The following is a 21125-nucleotide window of genomic DNA, read 5'->3' as shown; positions in this document are numbered from 1 at the left end:
TCACCCCGCGGAGGACGCGGGGGCCACGGAGGACGCGGGGGACCCCACCCGTTCGAGGACCACCACCGGAATCACCCGGCGGCTGCGCGCCTCGTACATCCGGTACACCGGAGCCAGCCCGACCATCAACGACCACAGCCGCTCCCGTTCCTCCCCCTCCGCGGTACGCGCCCGGGCGAGGAACCGCTCACCGAGGACCTGCACGTGCACCTCCGGTTCCGCGGCCACGTTCAAGTACCACTGGGGGTGGGTGTGGGTCACGGCCGAACCGGAGGCGACGAGCACGTAACGGTCGCCGTCCTCGCCGAAGAACAGGCCGGTCCGGTACAGCGTGCCCGACGTGCGCCCCCGGTGGCTGAGCACGAGGTTCGTCATCCCTCCCTCCCGGTAGCCGCTCGCCCCGTCGGTCTCCACGTAACGGCGCACGTGTTCCGCCACCGAAGGATCGGGACTGTCCACCCCTTCCCCCGCGGACCAGGAGGGCTCCGAAGGGCTCCCCGTACGTCCAGAGCCGCGCACTGACATCTCGTACTCCTCTCCGACCGTCTCTTCCCGCGCCGCCGACCGGATCAGTGCGCGGCCACGAGGCCCTGGGCGAATCCGCCGTCGACGGCGAACTCCACATTGGTGGTGAAGGTGGCGTCACCGGCCAGGAACAGCGCCGCGGCGGCGACCTCCGCCATCGTGCCGGTGCGCCGCAACGGGGTCGTCTCCTCGCCCTGCCGCACGAACTCCCGCCGCTCCTCCTCGCTCAGCCCGGGCACCCCCATCGACGGCGTCTCGATGAACCCCGGGGCGACCGAGTTGACCCGTATCCGCCGGGGCAGCAACTCGGCAGCCAGGACGTGGGCGAAGGCGCGCGTCGCCTCCTTCGACGCGGAGTAGGCGCTCAAACCGGGGAAGACCACGTCATTGGCGACCGTGGTGAAGACCACCGACCCGCCCTCCTCGATCAACGGCGCCAGGGCCTGCACGGTGAAGAAGGCGCCCTTGGTGTTGACCGCGAAGTGCCGGTCCCAGGACGTCTCGGTGACCTCACCGAGCTCGGCGAACTCCGCGATGCCGTGGTTGACGAAGAGGTGGTCGACATGACCCAACTCCCGGTGGACCAGGTCGGCGAGGGCCGCGATGTCGGCCGTGCTCGCGGCGTCGGAACGCACCACGTGCGCCGCCGCCCCCGCCAGCTCGGTCCGCGCCTCTTCGAGGGTCTTCTCGTTGCGGCCCGTCAGGACCACCTCGGCCCCCTCGGCGAGGAGCGCCTTGACGATCGCCAGACCCATGCCGTGGGTCCCCCCGGTGACCACGGCCTTCTGCCCCGCGAACCTGCTCATGACGACTCCTTCTCTTCGTGCGTCGGCCTACTGCGGTGGTGCTCCGTCGCCGGGCCGGTGTGCCCGGCGCGGCGTCCTGGAAGAACCCTGCGCGACACCGCATGCGATCCACTTGCGATCCGCATGCGGTCGACCGTCGACCCGCTTACCGACCCCGCACGCGCGGGCCGCCCACGGCCGCGGCCCCGTCATACGCTGGGGCCATGCGCTTCGGTGTACTGGGCCCGTTGGCCGTGTGGACAGTGGACGGCGACGCCCTGACGGTGCCCGAAACGAAGGTCCGCACCCTGCTGGCCGACCTGCTGGTGCACCCGGGGCGGGCGGTCTCCGCGGACCGACTGGTCGACGACCTCTGGGGGGACGGCGACGGGCTGCCGGCCCGCCCCACGAGCGCCCTCCAGACCCTGGTGTCCCGGCTGCGCAGCGCCCTGGCCGCCGCCGGCGGCCACGACCTCGTGGTGCGCCGCCCGCCGGGCTACCTCCTCCAGGTGAGCGGCGAAGCCGCGGACGCCATCGACGCCGAACGGTTCGCCGCACTCGCCGACCGGGCCCGGCACACCACGGACCCCCGGGAGCGCGCCGCGCGCTTCACCGAGGCCCTGGCCCTGTGGCGCGGCCCTGCCTTCGCCGGATCGGCGGACCGACCCTTCGCCCGGGCCGCCGCGGCCCGCCTCGAAGAACAACGACTGCTGGTCTGGGAGGAGTACGCGGAATCCCGGCTCCACCTGGGAGACCACGCCCAACTGGCCGCCCAGATAGCCGAACTGACGACCCAACACCCCTTGCGGGAGCGGCTGCGCGCCTCCCACATGCGGGCCCTGCACGGCGCCGGACGGCCCGGCGAGGCCCTGGACGTCTACCGGGAGCTGCGCCGCAGGTTGGCCGAGGAACTCGGACTGGAACCCGGCCCCGCGCTGGTCACCCTGCAACGGGAGATCCTCCGCCAGGAGCCGGCCGCCCCGCCCACCGTCCCCGCTGCCGACACCACGAGCCCGAGGGACACCGGCAACATCTCCTGCCTCCCCGTCCCCGTCACCGCACTGATCGGCCGCTCCGGAGCCGTGGCCGAGGTACGGGCACTGCTGGCCGCGGAGCGCCTGGTGACCCTGACCGGCCCCGGCGGGGTCGGAAAGACCCGACTCGCCCTGGAGGTCGCGAACGGGGCCGCCGACTCCTTCCCCGACGGCGTCCAGTGGGTGGAACTCTCCGGACTCGCACGTTCCACCGGCACCCCCGAACCCGGCACCCCCGGCACCACGCCCGGCCCCGGCACGGCGGACGGGCCGGCCCAAGCGGTGGCCGTGGCCCTGGGCATCCGCGACGACGTCCGGCCCGGCCCCCGACCGACCACAGGCCCCGGCCCGCTGGCCGAGCGACTGGCCGACGCCCTCCACGGCCGCCGCCTCCTCCTCGTCCTCGACAACTGCGAACACGTCGTCGACGCGGTGGCCCACCTGGTCCGCACCCTGCTGAGGGCCGCACCGGGGCTGCACTTCCTCACCACCAGCCGGGAACCGCTGGACCTGTCCGGCGAAACGCTGTGGCCCGTCCCCCCGCTGGACGTGCCACCACCGGGAGCCACCCCCCGCGAGGTGCGACGATCCAGCGCGGTCCGACTCTTCGCCGCCCGGGCCGCCGCCGCATCGCCGGGATTCACCCTGTCCGACGACGACACCGAAGCCGTCGCCACCATCTGCCGCCGCATGGACGGCATCCCGCTCGCCCTGGAACTGGCGTCCACCCGGGTCCGCGTCCTGGGCCCGGCCGCACTCGCCGGCCGCCTCGCCGGCCGCCTCGACGACCGCTTCGGCATCCTGACGGCCGGCCGACGCGACGCCCCTGCACGCCAACGGACCCTCCGAGCCGTCATCGACTGGAGTTGGGACCTGCTGACCGCGGCCGAGCGGACCGTCCTGCGCCGCCTCGCGATCCACTCCGACGGCTGCGACCTGGAAGCTGCCGAGGCACTCTGCTCCGGGGGCGGCGTCAAGCCCGCCGAAGTCGTCGACCTGCTCGCCCGACTGGTCGACCGGTCCCTCGTCGTCGTCACCCACCACCCCCAAGGCCCCCGCTACCGACTCCTCGAATCGGTGTCCGCGTACTGCCTGGACCGCCTGCGGACCACCCCCGGCGAGGGCCCCACCACCGAGTACGCACAACTGCGCCGCGCCCACGCCCACCACTACACCGACCTCGCCGAGCGGGCCGACCCCCACCTGTGCGGCAGCGCCCAACAACCGTGGCTGCGCCGACTCGACACCGAAGCGGCCAATCTGCGCGCCGCCCTCGACACCGCCGCCACCACCGGTGACGCCCCGCTCGCGCGCCGGCTGGTGCGGGCGCTGGCCTGGTACTGGTTCCTGCGCGGCCGGTTCACCGAGGCCCGACGCTCGATGGCCACGGCCCTCGCCGTCGAGGAGGCACCGCCCGCGACGCCACCGGACGGGGCGCCGGACCCCGACCCGCGCGCGGTCGTCACCGCCTGGCACGTCGGCATGACGCTCCTGTGCGGAGACCGTCCCGACCCCGGCTCGCCGCTGCGGCTGCCCGACGCCATCCGCGACCCGCGCGACCGGGCCGCACCCACCTGGTTCGTCGGCTACGCCGTGACCCTGCTCGGCGCCAGGGAGACCGGCGAGGAACTGGTGCGCCGGGCCCTGGACGACTTCCGGGCCCTGGACGACCGCTGGGGCATCGCCGCGGCCCTCAGCGTCCGGGGCGTACAGCACTACGTACGCGGCGAGTTGGCGGCGTCCCGGGCCGACGGCGAGCAGAGCCTCGCCCTGTTCCGCGAGAGCGGCGACCAGTGGGGGCAACTCCAGTCCGGCGCGGTCCTCAGCCGACTGGACGAGATCGCCGGCGACTACCGGGCCGCCGAACTCCGACACCGCGACGGGCTGCGCATCGCCGAGGAATTGGACCTGTGGACCGAGACGTCCACCCGCTGGTCCGAACTGGGCAGGATCGCCCTCCTGACCGGGGACCACGCCCGGGCCGCGGAACTCCACGAACGGGGCCGCCGGGTGGCCGTCGCACACGGCGACCGACGGGCCCAGGAGTTCGCCGAAACCGGCCTCGCCCTCGGCGCCCGCCGACAGGGCCGGTACGACGAGGCCGAACGCCGGCTACGGACCTGGCTGGAGTGGAACCGCCGCTTCGACGCGGAGAACGGCACCGCCCTGATCCTCGCCGAACTCGGCTTCCTCGCCGAACAGCGGGGGGAGACGGAAGCGGCACTGACCCTCCACGCCCAGGGCCTGACCGCGGCCCGCCGCACGGGCGACCCCCGGGCGGTGGCGCTGGCCCTGGAGGGACTGGCCGGCGCCCACCGGCTCGCGGGCCGCCCCGCACACGCCGCCAGCCTGCTCGGCACCGCCGCCCGCGCCCGCGCCGCGGTGGGCGCCCCGCTGCCCCCGGCCGAACGCGCGGACGTCGACCGCATCGAAGCCGCCACCCGCACCGCACTGGGCGACACCGCCTTCACGGCCGCGTACGCGCGGACCGCGGACCCGGCCCAGCGCCTCGTCGCCGTCCACGACTCCGGCCGATCCGAAGACTCCCGGCCGCACGGGTAACTTCCGCCGCATCCGCTGCGCCCGGGCTCCCGGGTAGGGCGTCCCGTCGTCGGAAGAGGGATTCAACGGTCGCCGGAATATACGACAATCCCCATGGACGGAAAGGGAGTTGTAGGGCTCCCGCCGAGCGGGAAAGGCGCGCCCTTTCCCTGGTCCGGCTTGCTGCACACACGAGGGAGATGCGCAAGTTCCATGCGAATCCCGGCAACCTTCCCACTACCCCACAGATCGCACCCTGGAGTAGCACTGCAATGCCTGAGACAGGCCACACCACCGCCCCCCGGTTCAGCATCATCGTCCCGGTCTTCAACGTGCAGGGCTACCTGCGCGAGTGCCTGCAATCCATACTCGACCAGGACTTCACCGACTTCGAGGTCATAGCCGTCGACGACTGCTCCCCGGACCGCAGCGGGAAGATCCTGGCCGAGTTATCGGCCCGGGACAAGCGGGTGGTGACCGTCCGCCACGAGGAGAACGGGGGCATCGGGCAGGCCCGCAACACCGGCATCGCGCGGGCCCGGGGCGACTACCTGCTCTTCCTCGACAGCGACGACACCATCACGCCGGGCTCGCTGCGCGCGATGGCCGACCGGCTCGCCAAGACCGACGACCCGGACATCCTGCTGATCGACCACGTCCGCACCTACTGGTGGAACAAGGTCCAGCGGAGCGCCACCGCCGATCTTCTCGCCGAGGCCGGCACCGAGGTCTTCCGACCGGCCGAGCGCACCGAGTTCCTGTCCATGTTCGCCGTCGTCTGGAACCGGCTCTACCGCCGTGACTTCTTCACCGGCAACCGCTTCACCTTCACCGACGGGCTCTACGAGGACGCCCTGATCGTCTACACGACCATGCTCACCGCTGAGCGCGCGGCCTGCCTCGACTACGTCTGCATCGAGTACCGCCAACGCCGCAAGGGCAACTCGATGCAGACCCCGGGCCGCAAACACTTCACCATCTTCGAGCAGTACCAGCGCCTCTTCGCGTTCCTGGACACCCGCCCCGACCTGGACGCCCTGCGGCCGATGCTCTTCGAGCGGATGGCGAGCCACTTCCTCTTCACCTTCGCCCGCGAGAACCGGGTGGTCCCCGCCGACCGCGCCGAGTACTTCCGGCAGGCCTCGGCCATGTACCGGCAGCACCTGCCCCTCGGCTTCACCCCGCCCCCCGGCATCCTCGGCGCCAAGTTCCAAGCGCTGGGCCGGGGCTCCTACCACGGCTTCCAGGCGCTGAAGCTGGTCAACGGCACCCGCGTGAAAGGCCGCAACCGGCTCCGCAAGGTCAAGCGGTCGTTCGACAAGCGCACCCAGGAGAAGTTCTACAAGCTCCACCTGCGCCGCCCCGTCGACGAGAACCTCGCCGTCTTCTCCGCGTACTGGAACCGGACCCCGGCCTGCAACCCCCTCGCCGTGTACGAGAAGGCCAAGGAACTGGCGCCGCACATCAAGGGCGTCTGGGTGGTGCGCAAGGGGCTGGAGGAGACCGTCCCCCCGGGCATGGACCACGTCGTCGTCGGCACCCCCCGCTACTGGGAGGTGATGGCGCGCGCCAAGTACTTCGTCAACAACGTCAACTTCGCCGACACGGTCGTCAAACGCCCCGAACAGATCCACCTCCAGACCCACCACGGCACCCCGCTGAAGCGGATGGGCATCGACCAGCAGAAGTATCCGGCCGCCGCCAAGGGCATGAGCATGCGCAAGCTGCTCCAGCGCGCCGACCGCTGGGACTTCAGCGTCTCCGCCAACCAGCACTCCACCGAGCAGTGGGACCGGGTCTACCCCTGCTCCTTCGAGTCCGTCGACGCCGGCTATCCGCGCAACGACGTCTACTCCCGGGCCACCGCGCAGGACGTCCTGGACGTCCGCGAACGCCTGGGCATCGCCCCCGGCCGCACCGCCGTGCTGTACGCGCCGACGGTGCGCGACTACCAGGTCGGCTACGTCCCCCGGCTGGACCTGGAACGCGTCACTCGCGAGCTGGGCCCGGACGTCCTCCTCATGGTCCGCACCCACTACTTCTACGGGAGGGACCGACGGCTCACCGAGCTGGAGGAGCAGGGCGCCCTGCTCGACGTCTCCCGCCACCCCAGCGTCGAGGAGCTGTGCCTGGCCGCCGACGCCTTGATCAGCGACTACTCCTCGATCATGTTCGACTACGCCGTGCTCGACCGGCCGATCGTCACCTACGCCGACGACTGGGACGTCTACGTACGCTCCCGCGGGGTCACCTTCGACCTGCTCTCCGGCGAGCCGGGGGAGACCCCCGGCGCCGTCGCCACCAACGAGAACGAGCTGATATCCGTCTTCCGCAGCGGCAGCTGGGACGGCGAGCGGGCCACCGCACTGCGCACCGCCTTCCGACAGCGGTTCTGCGAGTGGGACGACGGGAACGCCGCCGAGCGCGTGGTACGTCGCACCTTCCTCGACCAGGAGGCCGGCCCGGCGCCGCTGCCCCTGGAGGCCCGCTACGTCGTGCCGAGCCCGCGCAGGGCCGCCGCCGAGGCGGGGCCGCCGAAGGCGTGAGGGACGGTAGGGGGATCGCCGGGGTGCCGCACCCCGGCGACCGACCGGTCACCGCCGGGTCCGCAGCAGCTCGGAGACGCGGCCGGTCCGCCGCAGCCACATGACGACGTCCTCGTCGAGGTACGCGATCAGGCGCAGCACCAGCGGTCCGTGCGGGGGCGGCGCAGGGCGCGGACACGGCCGACAGCGGTGAACACGGCGGTCCCCACTGCGCCCCCCGGCCCCGCCCGCCCCACCCCCTACACGTGGCCCGCTGACCCGGACGAGCCGGAGGACGCATCAGCGGCGGTCACGGGGGCCACGGACCCGGGCCGGGCCCCTCCCCCCGCGCCCGACCACCGGCCCAGCCAGCGGTCCAGCCCGTTCAGCCGGCCCGGCAGCACCCAGAACCGCTCACCACACACGGCCACCGCGGCCGGCAGCAGCACACCGCGCACCAAGGTCGCATCGACGAGGACGGCCACCGCCATGCCCACACCCATCATCTTGTTCTCGATGGCGGAGAGGGTGACGAAGACGCTGAACACCGCCGTCATGATGACCGCCGCACTGGTGACGACCCCCGCACTGCCCGCGATGCCCCCGACGACGGCGTCCCGCGTGCTGGCCCCCGCCAGCCGACGTTCCCGGATCCGACTGAGGACGAACACGTGGTAGTCCATGCTCAGACCGAACAGCACGACGAACATGAAGAGCGGCAGCCAGCCCGCCACGCCCCCGTACGGGGTGAAACCGAGCAGCGAACTGCCCACACCGCCCTGGAAAACCCAGGTCAGCACCCCGTACGCGGCGCCCAGCGACAACAGGTTCAACACGATCGACACCACCGGAACGGCCAGCGAACGGAACACCACCAGCAACAGCAGGAACGACAGGACCAGGACGAACCCGACGACGAGCGCCGCCCGCGAGGTCAACTGCTCCCGGAAGTCCTCGGCGAACGCGGTCCGCCCACCGACCGCGTAGTCGATGCCCTCGACCTCGCCCAGGGTCGCCGGGAGCACCACCTCGCGCAGCCGCTCCAGAGCCGCGCCGGACACCTCGTCGGTGCCGCTGCCCGCCAACGGAACGCGCACCACCAGCACGTCGTCGACCTGCACCGTCGAGACCGGACCCGCGAGCTGACCGGCACTGTCGGCGATCTGCTGCCGCAGCCCGTCTACCGCCGCCGCCACCCCGGGGGAGCCGATCCGGCCGGGGCCCTCGCCGTCGACGTCCCACACCGCGACCCGCGCGGGCGTCGGGGCACCGGGGAACGCCTCCTGCATGCGGATCGCGGCATCCACCGTGGGGGCGCTGCGCGGCAGGCTGTTGACCACGGCGGCGTCCTGCAAGCGCAGGTCGAGCGCCGGCGCCGCCATCACCAACAACGCGACGACCGCGGCACCGCCCCACACCTTCGGACGGTCGACGACCGCACGCGCCAGCCGCGCCCAGTGACGGGACTCGGCCACGCTCGTCCGGCGCTTCCCGAACCACGGCAGACGGCCCTTGTCGACACGGTGCCCGAGCACGGCGAGCACGGCCGGCAACACCGTCACGGAAGCGACCATCGACAGGCCCACCACCAGCGCGGTGCCGAGCGTCAGACCACGGAACACGTCGAGACCGCTGAAGAGCAGCCCGCACAGGCACACGATCACCGTCACGCCGGAGACGACGATCACCTGACCCGAGGTCCGGGAGGCGATGCGCAACGACCGGGCCACACTGTGCCCGGCGGCCCGCTCCTCCCGCTCGCGCCGCAGGTAGAACAGCGAGTAGTCGACCCCGACCGCGATGCCGATCAGCAGGATCATCGAGGTCGCGGCACTGTTCACGGCGACCCACCGTTCCAACACGGCGATCAGGCTGAAGGTGCCCACCACGGTGGTCGCCGCCAGCAGCAACGGGATCGCCGCCGCGACCAGGGCCCCGAAGACGACCAGCAGGATCACCAGCGTGATCGGCAGCGAAGTGCCTTCCGCACGGGCGAGGTCCCGCTTGACGGCGTCGTCGACGGCACGCGACAGACTCACGTCACCGGCCTGGACGACGCGCACCTCCCCGTTCCGCTCGGCGACCCGCTCCACCGCCCCGACCACCGCGTCGAAGTGCGTCTCCCTCTGCTCGTTCGGACCGGCCACGAAGAAGGTGACCAGACCCGAACGCCCGTCCTGCGAAACCTGCTGCTCCGCCCCCGGGTCCAACGGGGTGCGCAGACCGGTCACCGCTCCCCGCGCCCCGGCCAACTCGGCCACCAGGTCCTCCGTGGCCTTCACCAACGCCGGATCGTCCAGGAACCCACCCCGCGTGCCGTCGGCGCCCCCGTCCCGCCGCTGAACGAGGACGTTCTCCAGGACCGGCTCGTGGTTCTCCTGCGCGCTCAACACCCGCTTGACCTCTCCGGATCCACCCGGATCGTCCGTTCTGGCGCCGGGCCCGGAGAACACGGCGCCGGCCAGCAGCGCCACGACGACGAGGGCCAGCCAACCGCCGATCGCCAGCGCACGGTGCCGGATCGACCAGCCGGCGACCCGCTCCACGAACGTGCCCCGGTCACCACCTAACGCGGCCGCGGACTCGCTCTGTGCAGTGGACTGTTTGGGCGTGCGCGCCATGAACTAGGGTCCTTCCCGAAAGGGGCGATGCGCTGAAGACTCGCCATCGGCGAGGTGTTGCTTCCTTCTGCCGGGCCGCCAAGTTGCCGCTTGACGGCCCGGTTCCTTCGTCCGGTCGTGCCCGCTCTCCCTACTCGATCTCCTTGAGCACCCGCTCGACCGAATGCACACGGGTCCGCAGATCGGCGAGGTGTTCGTCGATGGCGGTCAGTCGCTGCTCGATGGCACCCTGGTTCCGGGTCGCCTGCTCGGCGAGCGTCCGGTACTCGTAGTCGCGGGCGAGGACGGCCTTGGCCCGCCAGGTCGCGGCCATGTTCCAGACGACGATCGTGACGACCACGAAGACGGTGCCGAAGATGCCGGCCGTTCCGATGACTTCTTGCCAGTCCCGGGAGTTCATGAAGGAGGTCCTTTCTCGCCGCCCGATGGGTCGACATCGGCGTCGGCGTCGCGCGAGCTGAACGTCAGCACGGCGGTGGCGATGGCTTCCGGCGTGAGGTCGAGCGCGAAGGGGACCACCTCGTAGAACTTCATGGCCTTTCCGTCACTCGACAGCTCCAGGTGGGCCGAAACGAGGCCCGCGGCCTCCAACTTCCGCAAGTGGGCCTGGAGCAGGGTGCGACTGATGCCCAACTCACGCGCCAACTGGCTCACGTAGTTGCGCCGACGGGACAGGGCCGCCACGACCCGCAGCCGGTGCGGGTTGGCCAGCGTGGCCAACACGTGCACCAAGTGGTCCCCGTCACGGAACGAAGCCGTCACGTCGCCCCGCCAAGCCCGCGGGGCGACGCTAGCCGCGGGGAAACGAACCTCTCCCCCTCGCGAAGCCCCAGCACCCTCACCGCCAACTCCCTTGCCGCACCGCATGTTTGCCTGCACCTGCCCATAAACGTTGGCAGGTGCCAAGCCGGGTTTCAACGGTGAGCGGCAAGGCTCAGGGGCGACTGGGGGGCACCCCCTAGGGGCCATCAGCGGTGGGCTGCGGTTCGAGCGGCCCGCACGGGGCCGCTCGCGGGTCGCAGGGGCCGAGGTCGTCCGCCACCCTGGCCGGCGACGCCTTCGGCAGCGGGTCGTCCGGCAGGGCTGGTTCGGGATCGGCGCCGACGCGGGGCGGGCACGGTGTTCGATAGTCTTCGGCGCGGAGTCGCGGCCGGTGGCGGCCGGCCCCGGAAGGCGGTAACTCCCCGCTGCGGGGCCGTACTCCGCCGCAGTCCTCGCGCCGGGCCACCGGTGCGGATGCCGTGCCGGGAGGGGCCGATGGACGATCCGGAGCGCTGCGTCGAGGCGTTGTTCGACGCGGAGGCCGAGACCCCGGCCGACGTCGCCCGGCTGTGGACGCCCGCGCTGCACCGCTCAGTGATGGAGCGGCTGCGGGCCGCACCGGGGCCTGGCACCCGCGTTGTGCACGAGTACGTCTCCGCCGTCCACCGGACGCCCGGGACGTACCGGTCCGGGCGGCGGCGGGAACTGCGCAACGACCGCGCGGTCCTGGAGGCCGTCGACCACTGGGTCCTGCGCGGTCCGGACGGCGTGGACGCGGAGCAGGCCGCGAGCATCCTCGAACACGGGATCGCCTCCGCCGTGCGCCGTTACGAGCGGGAACGGGCGAGCACCTGGTACGCCCTGTGGCGCGGCCACCGCCGGGGGCGGTCGCTCCGCCGGCACCGCGGGTTCCACACCTTCATGGAGGGTGGCGTGGACGACTGCCCGGACTGCGTCCGCGACATGGATCGGCTCGCCGACGGCGGTTTCGAGCGGGAGGCCGCCGAGGCGGTCGCCGCGGGCCGTCCGGCCGCCGAGTGGACGGAGCATGCCGTTCGGCTGGTCGCCTGGGTCACTGCGCAACGCCACCCGCACTTCCGGTTGTTCACCCGGCGCGACACCGGCCACGTCTGGTACCTCGACCTGTTCGGCACCGGCGTGCTGGTCTTCGACGGCCGGTCCGTCAGCCCCGCGCCGATGCCCTTCACCCTCGAACCCGCCGACGACCGCGCGTTCGTCGCCGGTGCGACCCGCTGCGAGCAGCGGGTGGTGGCCTTCTCCGGGAAGCACAGCTACCGGGCGGCGCTGCGGTACGGACGCCAGGTACTGCTGGTGGCGGGTACTCACCACGCGTCCCGGGGCGGGGCGGAGATGGACTACTCGCTCTGGCTCTCGCCGGGGACGGCCGAGGCGGCGGCCGGGCTGATCGAGGACTTCACCGCTTCGCTGCCACGATCCTACCGGCGTGTCCCGGCCTGGTCGGACGCGAAGCGCGGTTCCCTCATGCGCAGGTACAGCGGTGAGCCCGCGCTCGGGGTCTGGGGCCGCCACTGGGCAGCGGGGATCCAGGGCGCCCGCCCCGAGCGCGAGTTCACCGACGAGCCGGCGGCGATCGCCGCCCTGGAGGCGCAAGAACTGGACTGGATCAGAGCCGGCAAGGTGCTTACCAACCTCTACCTGCGCATGCCCGCACCGTCGCGCGTCACCGGGGCGCCGCCCGGCCCGCCGGGCGGCGGGAGCACGACGTGATCGGCCACCGGGCCGCACACCGTACCGCGTACCCGGCCGTACGCCTTCGTGGAGGGTCGCCCGGACGGGCCGCCTGATCGAACCCTTGAGCGCCGCGTCGTCGCCGATCGTGAGCTGGGCCCGGCTGGTCGTCTCGACCGGCTTCCGCAACTCGGCCACGATCCGCGCGTAACGGTCCGAGCTGACGCTGCCGACCTTGTCGGCCGTAACGGGGCCGACCCGCTGCCGGCGGCAGAGTCGAGCCCTTGGTGAGCTGATCACAACAACCCGAGCCCGAATGAACGGAGTTGACCGCTTTCGGCCGAAGGAGCCGTTCGCTCAACGGTCACAGTGACCGTTCGCCGAACGAATCCTTCCGGGCCCTCCAGGCCCTCATCACGCACCGCCGCGAGCAGTGGACGGCGTTCGAACGTCGATCCACCCCGGCCACCCACCAGGTGTCGCACTCCGGGCACTCGACCCGGCCCGCCCCGCTGATCTCGGCCGCAACCCGCTTGCGCAACCGGCCGTCCACCCGCCACTGCCTGGTACGAGACGGGGCCGCGACCCCGGCCTCAGCCGTACGTCGCCGTCCCTGCACTTCCGGTCTCCAGCCCGCCAGGCGCCCTCGGACACCAACCCAGGTGAGAGCTCCAGGCTGCTCAGAAACCGGGATCGCACACAGTCACCAAGGAGACGGAGCCGACCACGATCAAGCTCAGCACCGTGGCCGTGGGCCTGGCGAATGACAGGTCGAGATCGACTCCGTCCGAGGGCGACCACCCCGGGGCCCGGTGACGGCGCGGCCCGCACGACCAGCAACGGCCCCGGACGAGAAGCCCGAGGCCGCGCAGTGCACTGCCCCGGGGCAACCCCAGGTCAGAGCGGTGATGATGGTGCCCCCGGCAGGATTCGAACCTGCGACACCCTTTAGGAGATTTCTCTGATCAGGCTCGTGACCTGGGGAAACGCCGCCATGACTGCGTTTGGTCCGGCGAAACACTTCTCGGTGGATCTCGTGTGTTCCCAGGGTTTCCCGGCCTGATGCCGTACTCGCGTCACCTAGGCGGCAAGCTCCGTGAGCTGCGGTTCGAGCTGGACGGCGAGGCCGTGCGCATCCCGTACTGGCTCGCTCCCGGGCAGCGGATCGTTCTGTTGACGGTGTTCCGTAAGACGAGGATGCGTGAGGCGGCGGAAGCCGAACGCGCGCATCAGGCCCAGAAGGTCTGCGAGGCCGAGCACGGCCATGCTGAGCACACCTACGATCGCCGCAAGGAGAGTTGATGAATCACAGCACGTGGAGAACGCGCCGGGCCCGGCAGCTTGCGGGTGAGGCGGTGGAGTATGACCAGGAGTACGTCGACGCACGACTGGCCGGCGATCTTGGGCAGGCGGTCCATGACCGTCGGGTCGAGCTCGGCCTGTCTCAGACTGAACTGGCTGAGCGAGCCGGTATGACGCAGCCACAGGTGTCCCGGATGGAGGGCGGAGACACCGTGCCCACCCTTCCGCTGCTGCGACGCCTGGCAAAGGCCCTGGATGGCACCTTGAACCTGGCCATCGACGAGGGTGACTCCCGTGTCACCTTCACTCCACACGCTGCCTGAAAGCGCGCCCGCCTTCTGGCGCGCAGGTGGCATGGCCGTGATCACGATGAAGGGCCAGCTCCAGGGAATCATCCCTCTGAACTGGCCCTTGGTCGTGTGCCCCCGGCAGGATTCGAACCTGCGACACCCGCTTTAGGAGAGCGGTGCTCTATCCCCTGAGCTACGAAGGCGGAGGACGGGCCCAACCCGGTTGGGTCCCGACAGTGCTGCGGTGGTGTGGCCGAGGACGGCTGTGCCACCGCCGTCAGTGTAGCGGGTGGGTTGACCTCGGCAGGCGCCTCATACGCGGAGAGGTGTTCTCCCTGGTCGGGGGGTGTGACCAGCTCAGGCAGGGGAGCCCCGGACGATCCCCACCCCGGCCCCCGCCGGCATCACCAAACAGGGCGCAGCGGCGGGATCGAGTTTCCCGCCAAGGCCCGGACGAGGGCCGCGAGCTCGGTCCGCGGGAGCTGGAGGCCGGCCTCCTGGAGCCGGTCGGCCAGCTGTGCTTCGAGCTCGTGCAGGATCCTGCCGGCCACGGCCAGGTGGTCCAGGGCCTTCGACGTCAGCACGACGAGTTTGCGTCGGCCGCCGGCGGGGTGCGGTCGGCGTTCGACGTAACCGCGCTCCTCCAGGTCGTCGATGATCTGGCCGGCGGCCTGCTTGGTGACCCCCAGGTGCTCGCCCAGTTCGCTGCTGGTGGCGCCGGGGCCGCGGAGGGCCTGGAACACCAAGCCGTGCACGGGCCGGAGGTCGTCGTACCCGGCGGCGTCGAGGCGGCTCACGAACTCGGAGAGGACCAGTTGGAAGGTGATCCCGAGCAGGAAGGTGAGCTCGGTGCGCTCGAGCGGGTCACGGGTCTCCATCGGTCCATCTTGACACAGCTAATAAAGTGACTTTACTTGCAGTGAGTAAAGGAGCTTTACATGACAGGTCCTGTGTACGTGGTCAGTGAGAGTCGGCAGCGGACGACGGTCACGCCCGCCGGTTCGATGTTCGGTCTGGCGGGCCCCAGTCAGGGGAGTTCGGAGCTGAGCACCTGGCGGGTGGCGCTCGACGCGGAGGCGTCCACCCCGGTGCACGTCATCGATCGTGAGCAGGTGTGGATGCCGCTGGCGGGGAGGTTCGAGGTCGAGGTGGAGGGCGACGTGGAACAGGCCGGGGTCGGTCAGGCGCTCGTTCTTCCCGCGGGCGCGGTACGGCAGTTGACGGCGGTGGGTGGCGCCGCGGAGGCGCTGGTCGCCATGGCCGTCGGGGGCAGGGCCGCGCTGCCGGGCAGCGACGACCGGATGTCGCTGCCCTGGGCGGAATGAGACTCCCACCCCTCACCTGCGAACGGTGAAGGGCCCTGCTCCGCACGAGGTGCGGAGCAGGGCCCTTGGTTGAGCGCTGGGCAGGCCTTGCACCTGCATTTCCCCACAGGAAGTGGGGCGTCTTTCCTTGGACGACCAACGCATGTCCAGCTACCGGGAGTTCCGGTGACCGGCTCAAGATCAAGCATAGACCATTCCGGAGGTCCTCGACGCCAACGTGCGGACGCCGGGCGCTCGATGGGCCGGTGGGGCCGCTGGGCCTGGTCGGACCGCCCGAGCCGGGGTGTGGCTCGGGCGGCAGGGCCGGACGCGGGGTCAGCTCACTTCAGGTACACCAGGCCGTCCGTGGTGACCGCGGGGCGCCCCTTCGTGCCCTTCACCACGATCTTCACCGTGTGCTTGGCACTGGACGACCAGGAACGGGTCCACAGGGCATCGCGGTACTTGGTGCCGGACGACTTGAGGTCGACCGTCTTGGCGAGGCGACCGTCCACGTACACGTCCAGCTGACCGGAGGTGGCCGCGCGGGAGACCACCAGGGCCGCCGAGCGACCGGTGAACGTCCAGGTCAGGGAGGCGTTCTTGGTGGACGAGGCGAGCGACTTGCCGCCCAGGTAGCTACTGGACGACTTGCTGGACCAGGTGCCGGTCTTCTTCGCGGAGGACTCCTGGAGGATCACCGCAGTGCCCGAGACGCTGGCCGCGGCGGTGTTGCCGGCCTGGTCGTGTGCGGTCATGGACCACTTCGTCGCCGTGCCGGACTTCGCGGTGTGCGCGGCGCTCGTCGTCGTCGGCCCGTACGTCTTGGCCGTCGGGGCGGTCAGCCGCACCTCCTTGAGGGCCGCCTTGTCGGTGGCCTTCCAGGACAGGGTCAGCGGAACGCCGGCGGTGTTCACGGTGCCGCCGCGCAAGGTCAGCGCCGGCTTGGTGGAGAAGGAGGGGGCCGTGGTGTCGACCACGATCGTCGCCGCCGCGGACGTGGTCGTCCGACCGGAGATGTGGGTCGCCCGGATCTGCACCGTGTGGGTGCCGGGCGTGAGCGTCGCCTTCGCCGAGGTCGCGGTGGCGGCGGTGGTGGCGACCACCTTGCCGTCGACCAACAGCTCGTACCGTCGCACGAAGGACGACGGGGTCGACGCCGACCAGCCGACCGTCACCGCGCCCTTCGCGTAGTACGTCGAACCGGACAGGCCCGCGCCGGTGACCGACTTGACGGTCAGTCCGCTCACGGCGCCGCCGGCGTAGCTGCGGATCGTGGGCAGCTGCGCGTACAGCTGACCGCCGGGGCACACCGTGTTGAAGCCGTCGCGGTGACCCGAGACGCGCGGGAAGGCGTACGACTGCCCGGAGGCGAACTTGGTGCCCTGGTGGTTGCCGCCGTTCGCCCCGGCCTTGAGCTTGACCGTTCCGGTCGGGTCGGCCTTGTACTGGCCCAACTTCCACGCGGCGACCCGGGCGACGGAGGCGACCGCCGCGCTGGGGGCCGCCTGCTTGTCCCAGTCGCCGATCACCGCGATGCCCGCGGACTCACGGTTGAAGCCGAAGGTGTGCGCGCCGAGGACGGGCAGGTCCACACCGCCCTTGCGTCCCTCGAAGACGGTGCCGCACCGGTCGACCACGAAGTTGTAGCCGAGGTCCTTCCAACCCTCGCTCTGCACGTGGTACGTGTGCAGGCCCCGCATGATCTTCGGAGAGTCCGTGCACGCGTAGTTGCTGGTCTGCGCCGTGTGGTGGACGAAGACGGCCTTCACGTCCGGGTTGTACTCCGGGCCCTCCGCGCTGAGGCCCTCGTCGGCGCCCCATGCGACCCGCGAGGTGATCGGGGGCTTCGGCGCGCTGGACGGCGGGGCCGGGGGAGTGGGCGGGCCGCTGCTCGACGGGGGCGACGAGGGCGGCTGCGTGACGGGGGCGGAGCTGCTGGGCGCGGAGGGCGTGCCGGGGGGTGTGGTGCCCGGGGTCGTGGCGGGTGCCGAGGTCCCGGCAGTGGGCTCGCCGGACGGAGTGGCGGGCGTCGAGGGGACGGGCGCCCCGCTGGTCACGGGCGGCTGGGTCGGCTGCTCGGTGGGGGTGGGGGTGGGGTTCTGGGGGGCTGCCGGGGTGGAGGAGCCCTCGGGGGCCGGGGTGCTCGGGTCCGCGCCGGGCACCTGTCCGAGGTCCTCCCCGGTGACGGCGAAGGCAGCGGGCTCGAAGTCGACCGGAGCCGAAGTCGAAGGTGGGGTCGAGCCGCTGCCGGCCGCCCGGGTGGTCGTGGACTTGCCCTCGCCCGGGCCTTCGCCCGGGTCGATCATGTCGAGGCGCAGCCCTTCGGGCAGCCCGGTGCGGGTGGTGCCGCCCGCGGTCATCCGCACCTCGACGCCGTTGGACGCGCCCACCCAGCGGGGTTCGCTCGCGCCGCGCAGTCCGACCCGGGCACCGGCCTCGTTGCGGGCTTCCGTCTCGGTGTCGACGCCGACCCAGGGGGTCCACTCGCCGCTCGCCGCGGACCGGGTGCGCACCTCGATCGTGCCGTTCAGCCGGGCGTCGGGGTCGGTCCAGGTGATGCCGAGCATGCTGAACGGATCGGTGTCGCGCTGTCCCAGGGCGGCCGTGCGCCCGTCCGCCGAGCGCTTCAGTTCGGCCTTGTGCACATCGGTCGTGACCGGTCCCGTCGCGGTGTCCGTACCGTCGCCCTTGCCGGCCGTGGAGTCGTCGCCCAGGCCCTGGACGGTGAGCACTCCGGCGACGGTCGCGGTGGCCACGGCGGTGGCGATCCACAGGGTGCGTTGCGGTTTCAAATCGTTCCCCCGGTGAGGAAGGCGCCCGGCCAGGTGAGCGGCGGAGGGCGGAATCCAGCGGACGGCACGTGTGTGCGGCTGCCCATGACGTGTCACGCACTCGGGCCGCGCGGACGTGACGGGAGGCGGTCGGCCCGAACCGTCGAACGCCATGCCCGCGGGGGCGCGCTCCGACGGGTTCGCTCGCCGCCCGTTCCGTCGCACGTGTGAAGATCACGTACCCGGGTACGCACAAATGTTCTCAGACGGTGGGGTGTGCGATGCAGTAGGGGTCGCGTGGGGCTGGTGAGGCGTGCGCCGGCGTGCGGGGTTGCGTCAGCCCCGCGGGGGAGCGGGGAAGGGGCTCAGGAACGGGTGATGCGCACCGTGTAGTCGCCGGACGAGTCCACTCCGCCGACCGCCACCCGCACTCCCGATTCCGCGTCCTCGAAGGTCTCTCCGGACGCGAAGGTCGCGTCCGACAACTCGGCGTGCACATTGGGGCGTCGGGTGCAGCCCCCGCTGTCCCGCGTCGCGTCGTGCACGGTCACCGGCCCCCGTCCGGTGTCCACCTCCGCGTCCACCCGGTAGACCAGGGCGCCCGCCTTGCACACCGCCTCGTCGTTGCCCTCGCTCGTGCGCACCTCCACGGCGATGCCCGACGTGCCGTCGAGCGGGACGAACACCAGCTTCGGTCCGCCCTTGCGGGCCAGCGGCGACAGCGCGTACTCGATGGTGCCCCGGCCGGTGACGCAGCGGACCTGGTCGTCGTCCAGCCAGCCCAGCTTCCACTTGTGCCATCCGAGGAAGTCGTTGTTGGCGCCCCAGTCCTCACTCATGATGTCCCAGTGCCCGACGGCCCCGCCGCCCTCCTGGGTGTACAGGTCGGGCAGGCCGAAGACGTGCCCGTTCTCGTGCGGCAGCACCCGGTAGCCGGTCTCCTCGTACGAACCCGAACCGTCGTCCTGGCGGCTGTACACGAAGGACGCGTTCGAGATCGGCACCCCGTCCGCGACGGGGGCCTCGTGATTGCCGGCGAAGGTCACCGACAGCACCGTCTCCAACGCCGGCGGCCCCGCGTTCGGGGTGGCGAGCACGTTCACCAGGTCGTACGCGGCGAAGTCCACGTCCGGATCCGCCGCCGTCACGATGTCGTCGACGAGTTGCCGGTAGCCGGGCTCGAAGGGGGCGCCGCGCTCTATCGTGTACTCGGCGAAGGGCCTCGGCATGCGCAGCCAGTCCTTCAGCGGCGCTTCGGCGCGGTAGTCGAGACGTCCGTACGAACCGGTGGCGAACCACTTCTGGGTCTGCGGGAAGAACTCCGCGAGTCGTTCGGCGGCCGTGCCCTCGCCCGGTGCGTCCGGGAAGTCGACCATCAGGTTCAGTGCCCGCACCGTCCCCGTCGAGCGGGCGTACCCGGGCGGAGTGGGCACGCCTTCGGACAGCTGGACGTCGAGCGTGGCGCTGATCATGCAGGGGCCGATCATCGCGCTCCGCGCGGACTGGGAGGTCGGTCCGGCGGCGGTCGCCGAGCCCTGGGTGAACCGCCCGGTACTGGCCGAGGTGGTGACCGCGAGGGTGAGCGCGGTCATCGAGGCGAGGACCGCCGCGCGGCGCGGCCTGCGTATCCGACGGCTGGACGTCTGCATACCTGGGCCTTCCCCTGCGCGGCAGCCGCCCGATATGGCTGCGCCCTTCGCCCACCCTGTGCCGGGGCGCCCGCCCGCGCGCGCTGAGCGGGACCGATCGTGGGTTTCTCCGTGGGAAGGGTGTGACGGCGGGTGCGCGGGGGCATTGCGGTCGACCGCCCGGAAGCACTCCCCACGGGGGTGTGGTGCAGGTCACAGGGGGTCGGGAAATATGTGGGGACGCACTCCCCGTTTCAGCTAGTGTTCCGATGAAGCGGGGAGTACTTCCCCGCTTCGGTCGGGGCGAGTACCTGACGGACACCCCACGGCGGTCCGGCTCCGGTTCGACGACGACCCGACGGCCCCCGCTCGCGAAACCGTCACCCAGGGCACCCGTCACCACCGGCCCGCCGCACCACCAGCACCACGCCGCACCACCGTCAGAACAGCACCAGCACCGCACCCGTCCGCCGAAAGTGTGAGGAGTACGCCGTGGCAACCACGACCAGCGCGCCCCGTCCTACGCCCCGCCCGCGCGCCGACGCGTTGCGCAACCGCGAGCGGATCGTCGTCGCAGCCCGGGAGATGTTCGTCGAGGACGGCCCCCAGGTCCGCATCGACGAGATCGCCCGCCGTGCGGGAGTCGGCAACGCCACGGTGTACCGACACTTCCCCGACCGCCGGGCCCTGGTGCACGGGGTCGTGTGCCACGTCTTCCAGAACATCTCGCAACTCGCGGAAGCCGCACTCGCCGACGAACGAGACCCGTTCGCCGCCCTGTGCACGTTCGTCCACGAGTCGGTGGACGTCCGCACCAGCGCCCTGTGCCCCATGCTCGCCGACGACTTCGACGTCGACCACCCGACCCTGGTCGAAACCCGCAACCGCATCGAGAAGCTCGTCGGCGCTCTCCTCGAACGCGCCAAGGAGAGCGGTCAACTCCGCCCCGACATCGCGGTCACCGACCTCCTGCTCGCCGTCGGCCAGCTCACCCGCCCGCTGCCCGGCCGGGACGCCGCCAGCAGCCGGAGCTTCGCCCAGCGCCAGCTCCAGGTGTTCCTCGACGGACTGATGGCCCCGGCCCGCTCCGAACTTCCCGGTACCCCCATCACCTTGGAGGAACTCCGCACCCAGCCCTGCACGGTCAGCACGACGCGATCGACGGAGCGGTAGCCCGGCGCCGCGGCACACCGCTTCACCCGCACCGCGCCACGGCCGGCCCGGGTGACCCGGAGCGACCAGGACGACGCCTGACGACCTGACTCCAGCCGCGCACGTCCGCCCGCACCACCGCCCGACCGTTCCGCCGCCCGCTGACCGCACC

General features: G+C 71.7%; 14 protein-coding genes, 1 tRNA gene and 1 pseudogene. 7 read left to right on the top strand and 9 right to left on the bottom strand.

Features of this window, described 5'->3' with window-relative positions:
- On the bottom strand, positions 1-438 hold the full coding sequence (locus tag ACFWIA_RS01260) for a nitroreductase/quinone reductase family protein (RefSeq protein ID WP_386999124.1): 438 nt from the start codon (positions 436-438) through the stop codon (positions 1-3).
- Between the two features lie 131 nt (positions 439-569).
- Complete coding sequence (locus ACFWIA_RS01255; protein ID WP_386999121.1) at positions 570-1331, bottom strand: SDR family oxidoreductase; 762 nt, start codon at positions 1329-1331, stop codon at positions 570-572.
- 203 nt (positions 1332-1534) lie between these two features.
- Between ACFWIA_RS01255 and ACFWIA_RS01250 the strand changes: the two genes are divergently transcribed.
- Both ACFWIA_RS01250 and ACFWIA_RS01245 read left to right on the top strand, forming a co-directional pair.
- Positions 1535-4906, top strand: coding sequence for a BTAD domain-containing putative transcriptional regulator (locus ACFWIA_RS01250; RefSeq protein ID WP_386999119.1), 3372 nt, complete (start codon positions 1535-1537; stop codon positions 4904-4906).
- Between the two features lie 251 nt (positions 4907-5157).
- Positions 5158-7431 carry a CDP-glycerol glycerophosphotransferase family protein gene (locus ACFWIA_RS01245; protein WP_386999117.1) on the top strand — a complete coding sequence of 758 codons (2274 nt, stop codon included), beginning with the start codon at positions 5158-5160 and terminating at the stop codon, positions 7429-7431.
- A 239-nt stretch (positions 7432-7670) separates the two neighbouring features.
- On the opposite strand, the gene ACFWIA_RS01240 is transcribed toward ACFWIA_RS01245, so the two are convergent.
- From ACFWIA_RS01240 to ACFWIA_RS01230, 3 genes are all read right to left on the bottom strand, one after another.
- Positions 7671-10031, bottom strand: a complete 2361-nt coding sequence (locus tag ACFWIA_RS01240) for an MMPL family transporter (RefSeq protein ID WP_386999116.1) — start codon at positions 10029-10031, stop codon at positions 7671-7673.
- Between the two features lie 130 nt (positions 10032-10161).
- Entirely contained in the window at positions 10162-10431 is a 270-nt protein-coding gene (locus tag ACFWIA_RS01235) for a hypothetical protein (RefSeq protein WP_386999114.1), read from the bottom strand.
- A complete protein-coding gene (locus ACFWIA_RS01230) occupies positions 10428-10793 on the bottom strand; it encodes an ArsR/SmtB family transcription factor (RefSeq protein ID WP_386999112.1) in 366 nt (121 codons plus the stop codon). Before ACFWIA_RS01230 ends, ACFWIA_RS01235 begins: the two co-directional genes overlap by 4 nt.
- 495 nt (positions 10794-11288) lie before the next feature.
- Here ACFWIA_RS01230 and ACFWIA_RS01225 point away from each other — a divergent pair, with 495 nt between their 5' ends.
- From ACFWIA_RS01225 to ACFWIA_RS01215, 3 genes and pseudogenes are all read left to right on the top strand, one after another.
- Positions 11289-12542, top strand: a complete 1254-nt coding sequence (locus ACFWIA_RS01225) for a hypothetical protein (RefSeq protein ID WP_386999110.1) — start codon at positions 11289-11291, stop codon at positions 12540-12542.
- A gap of 1026 nt (positions 12543-13568) precedes the next feature.
- Positions 13569-13805: pseudogene (locus ACFWIA_RS01220) on the top strand (type II toxin-antitoxin system RelE/ParE family toxin); the annotation flags it as partial.
- Positions 13805-14128, top strand: coding sequence for a helix-turn-helix domain-containing protein (locus ACFWIA_RS01215; RefSeq protein WP_386999108.1), 324 nt, complete (start codon positions 13805-13807; stop codon positions 14126-14128). The pseudogene ACFWIA_RS01220 and the gene ACFWIA_RS01215, both read left to right, overlap by 1 nt.
- 97 nt (positions 14129-14225) lie before the next feature.
- Here the strand turns inward: ACFWIA_RS01215 and ACFWIA_RS01210 are convergent.
- Together ACFWIA_RS01210 and ACFWIA_RS01205 are read right to left on the bottom strand one after the other, a co-directional pair.
- Positions 14226-14298: transfer RNA gene (locus tag ACFWIA_RS01210), tRNA-Arg, on the bottom strand.
- A gap of 201 nt (positions 14299-14499) precedes the next feature.
- The gene (locus ACFWIA_RS01205) at positions 14500-14973 is read right to left on the bottom strand and encodes a MarR family winged helix-turn-helix transcriptional regulator (protein WP_386999106.1); all 474 of its coding nucleotides are present in this window, start codon (positions 14971-14973) and stop codon (positions 14500-14502) included.
- Positions 14974-15033: 60 nt separating this feature from the next.
- Here ACFWIA_RS01205 and ACFWIA_RS01200 point away from each other — a divergent pair, with 60 nt between their 5' ends.
- Positions 15034-15420 carry a cupin domain-containing protein gene (locus tag ACFWIA_RS01200; RefSeq protein ID WP_386999104.1) on the top strand — a complete coding sequence of 129 codons (387 nt, stop codon included), beginning with the start codon at positions 15034-15036 and terminating at the stop codon, positions 15418-15420.
- Positions 15421-15740: 320 nt separating this feature from the next.
- Here ACFWIA_RS01200 and ACFWIA_RS01195 read toward each other — a convergent pair whose 3' ends face one another.
- Both ACFWIA_RS01195 and ACFWIA_RS01190 read right to left on the bottom strand, forming a co-directional pair.
- The gene (locus ACFWIA_RS01195; protein WP_386999101.1) at positions 15741-18194 is read right to left on the bottom strand and encodes an N-acetylmuramoyl-L-alanine amidase; all 2454 of its coding nucleotides are present in this window, start codon (positions 18192-18194) and stop codon (positions 15741-15743) included.
- A 344-nt stretch (positions 18195-18538) separates the two neighbouring features.
- Entirely contained in the window at positions 18539-19822 is a 1284-nt protein-coding gene (locus tag ACFWIA_RS01190) for a M6 family metalloprotease domain-containing protein (protein WP_386999099.1), read from the bottom strand.
- A 471-nt stretch (positions 19823-20293) separates the two neighbouring features.
- Between ACFWIA_RS01190 and ACFWIA_RS01185 the strand changes: the two genes are divergently transcribed.
- Positions 20294-20974, top strand: coding sequence for a TetR/AcrR family transcriptional regulator (locus ACFWIA_RS01185; protein ID WP_386999097.1), 681 nt, complete (start codon positions 20294-20296; stop codon positions 20972-20974).
- The last annotated feature ends 151 nt before the right edge of the window (positions 20975-21125 follow it).

Source organism: Streptomyces sp. NPDC127068 (genome assembly GCF_042724695.1).
Lineage (GTDB): Bacteria > Actinomycetota > Actinomycetes > Streptomycetales > Streptomycetaceae > Streptomyces.
Note: the sequence above shows the minus strand (reverse complement) of the source record. Positions and strands in the feature narration are given on the sequence as shown.

Excerpts from the sequence above, each read along its gene's own strand:
- ACFWIA_RS01240 (WP_386999116.1), bottom strand. The coding sequence starts at position 10,031 with ATGGCGCGCACGCCCAAACAGTCCACTGCACAGAGCGAGTCCGCGGCC.
- ACFWIA_RS01250 (WP_386999119.1), top strand. The coding sequence starts at position 1,535 with ATGCGCTTCGGTGTACTGGGCCCGTTGGCCGTGTGGACAGTGGACGGC.
- ACFWIA_RS01200 (WP_386999104.1), top strand. The coding sequence starts at position 15,034 with ATGACAGGTCCTGTGTACGTGGTCAGTGAGAGTCGGCAGCGGACGACG.
- ACFWIA_RS01235 (WP_386999114.1), bottom strand. The coding sequence starts at position 10,431 with ATGAACTCCCGGGACTGGCAAGAAGTCATCGGAACGGCCGGCATCTTC.
- ACFWIA_RS01225 (WP_386999110.1), top strand. The coding sequence starts at position 11,289 with ATGGACGATCCGGAGCGCTGCGTCGAGGCGTTGTTCGACGCGGAGGCC.
- ACFWIA_RS01255 (WP_386999121.1), bottom strand. The coding sequence starts at position 1,331 with ATGAGCAGGTTCGCGGGGCAGAAGGCCGTGGTCACCGGGGGGACCCAC.
- ACFWIA_RS01245 (WP_386999117.1), top strand. The coding sequence starts at position 5,158 with ATGCCTGAGACAGGCCACACCACCGCCCCCCGGTTCAGCATCATCGTC.
- ACFWIA_RS01205 (WP_386999106.1), bottom strand. The coding sequence starts at position 14,973 with ATGGAGACCCGTGACCCGCTCGAGCGCACCGAGCTCACCTTCCTGCTC.
- ACFWIA_RS01215 (WP_386999108.1), top strand. The coding sequence starts at position 13,805 with ATGAATCACAGCACGTGGAGAACGCGCCGGGCCCGGCAGCTTGCGGGT.
- ACFWIA_RS01190 (WP_386999099.1), bottom strand. The coding sequence starts at position 19,822 with ATGCAGACGTCCAGCCGTCGGATACGCAGGCCGCGCCGCGCGGCGGTC.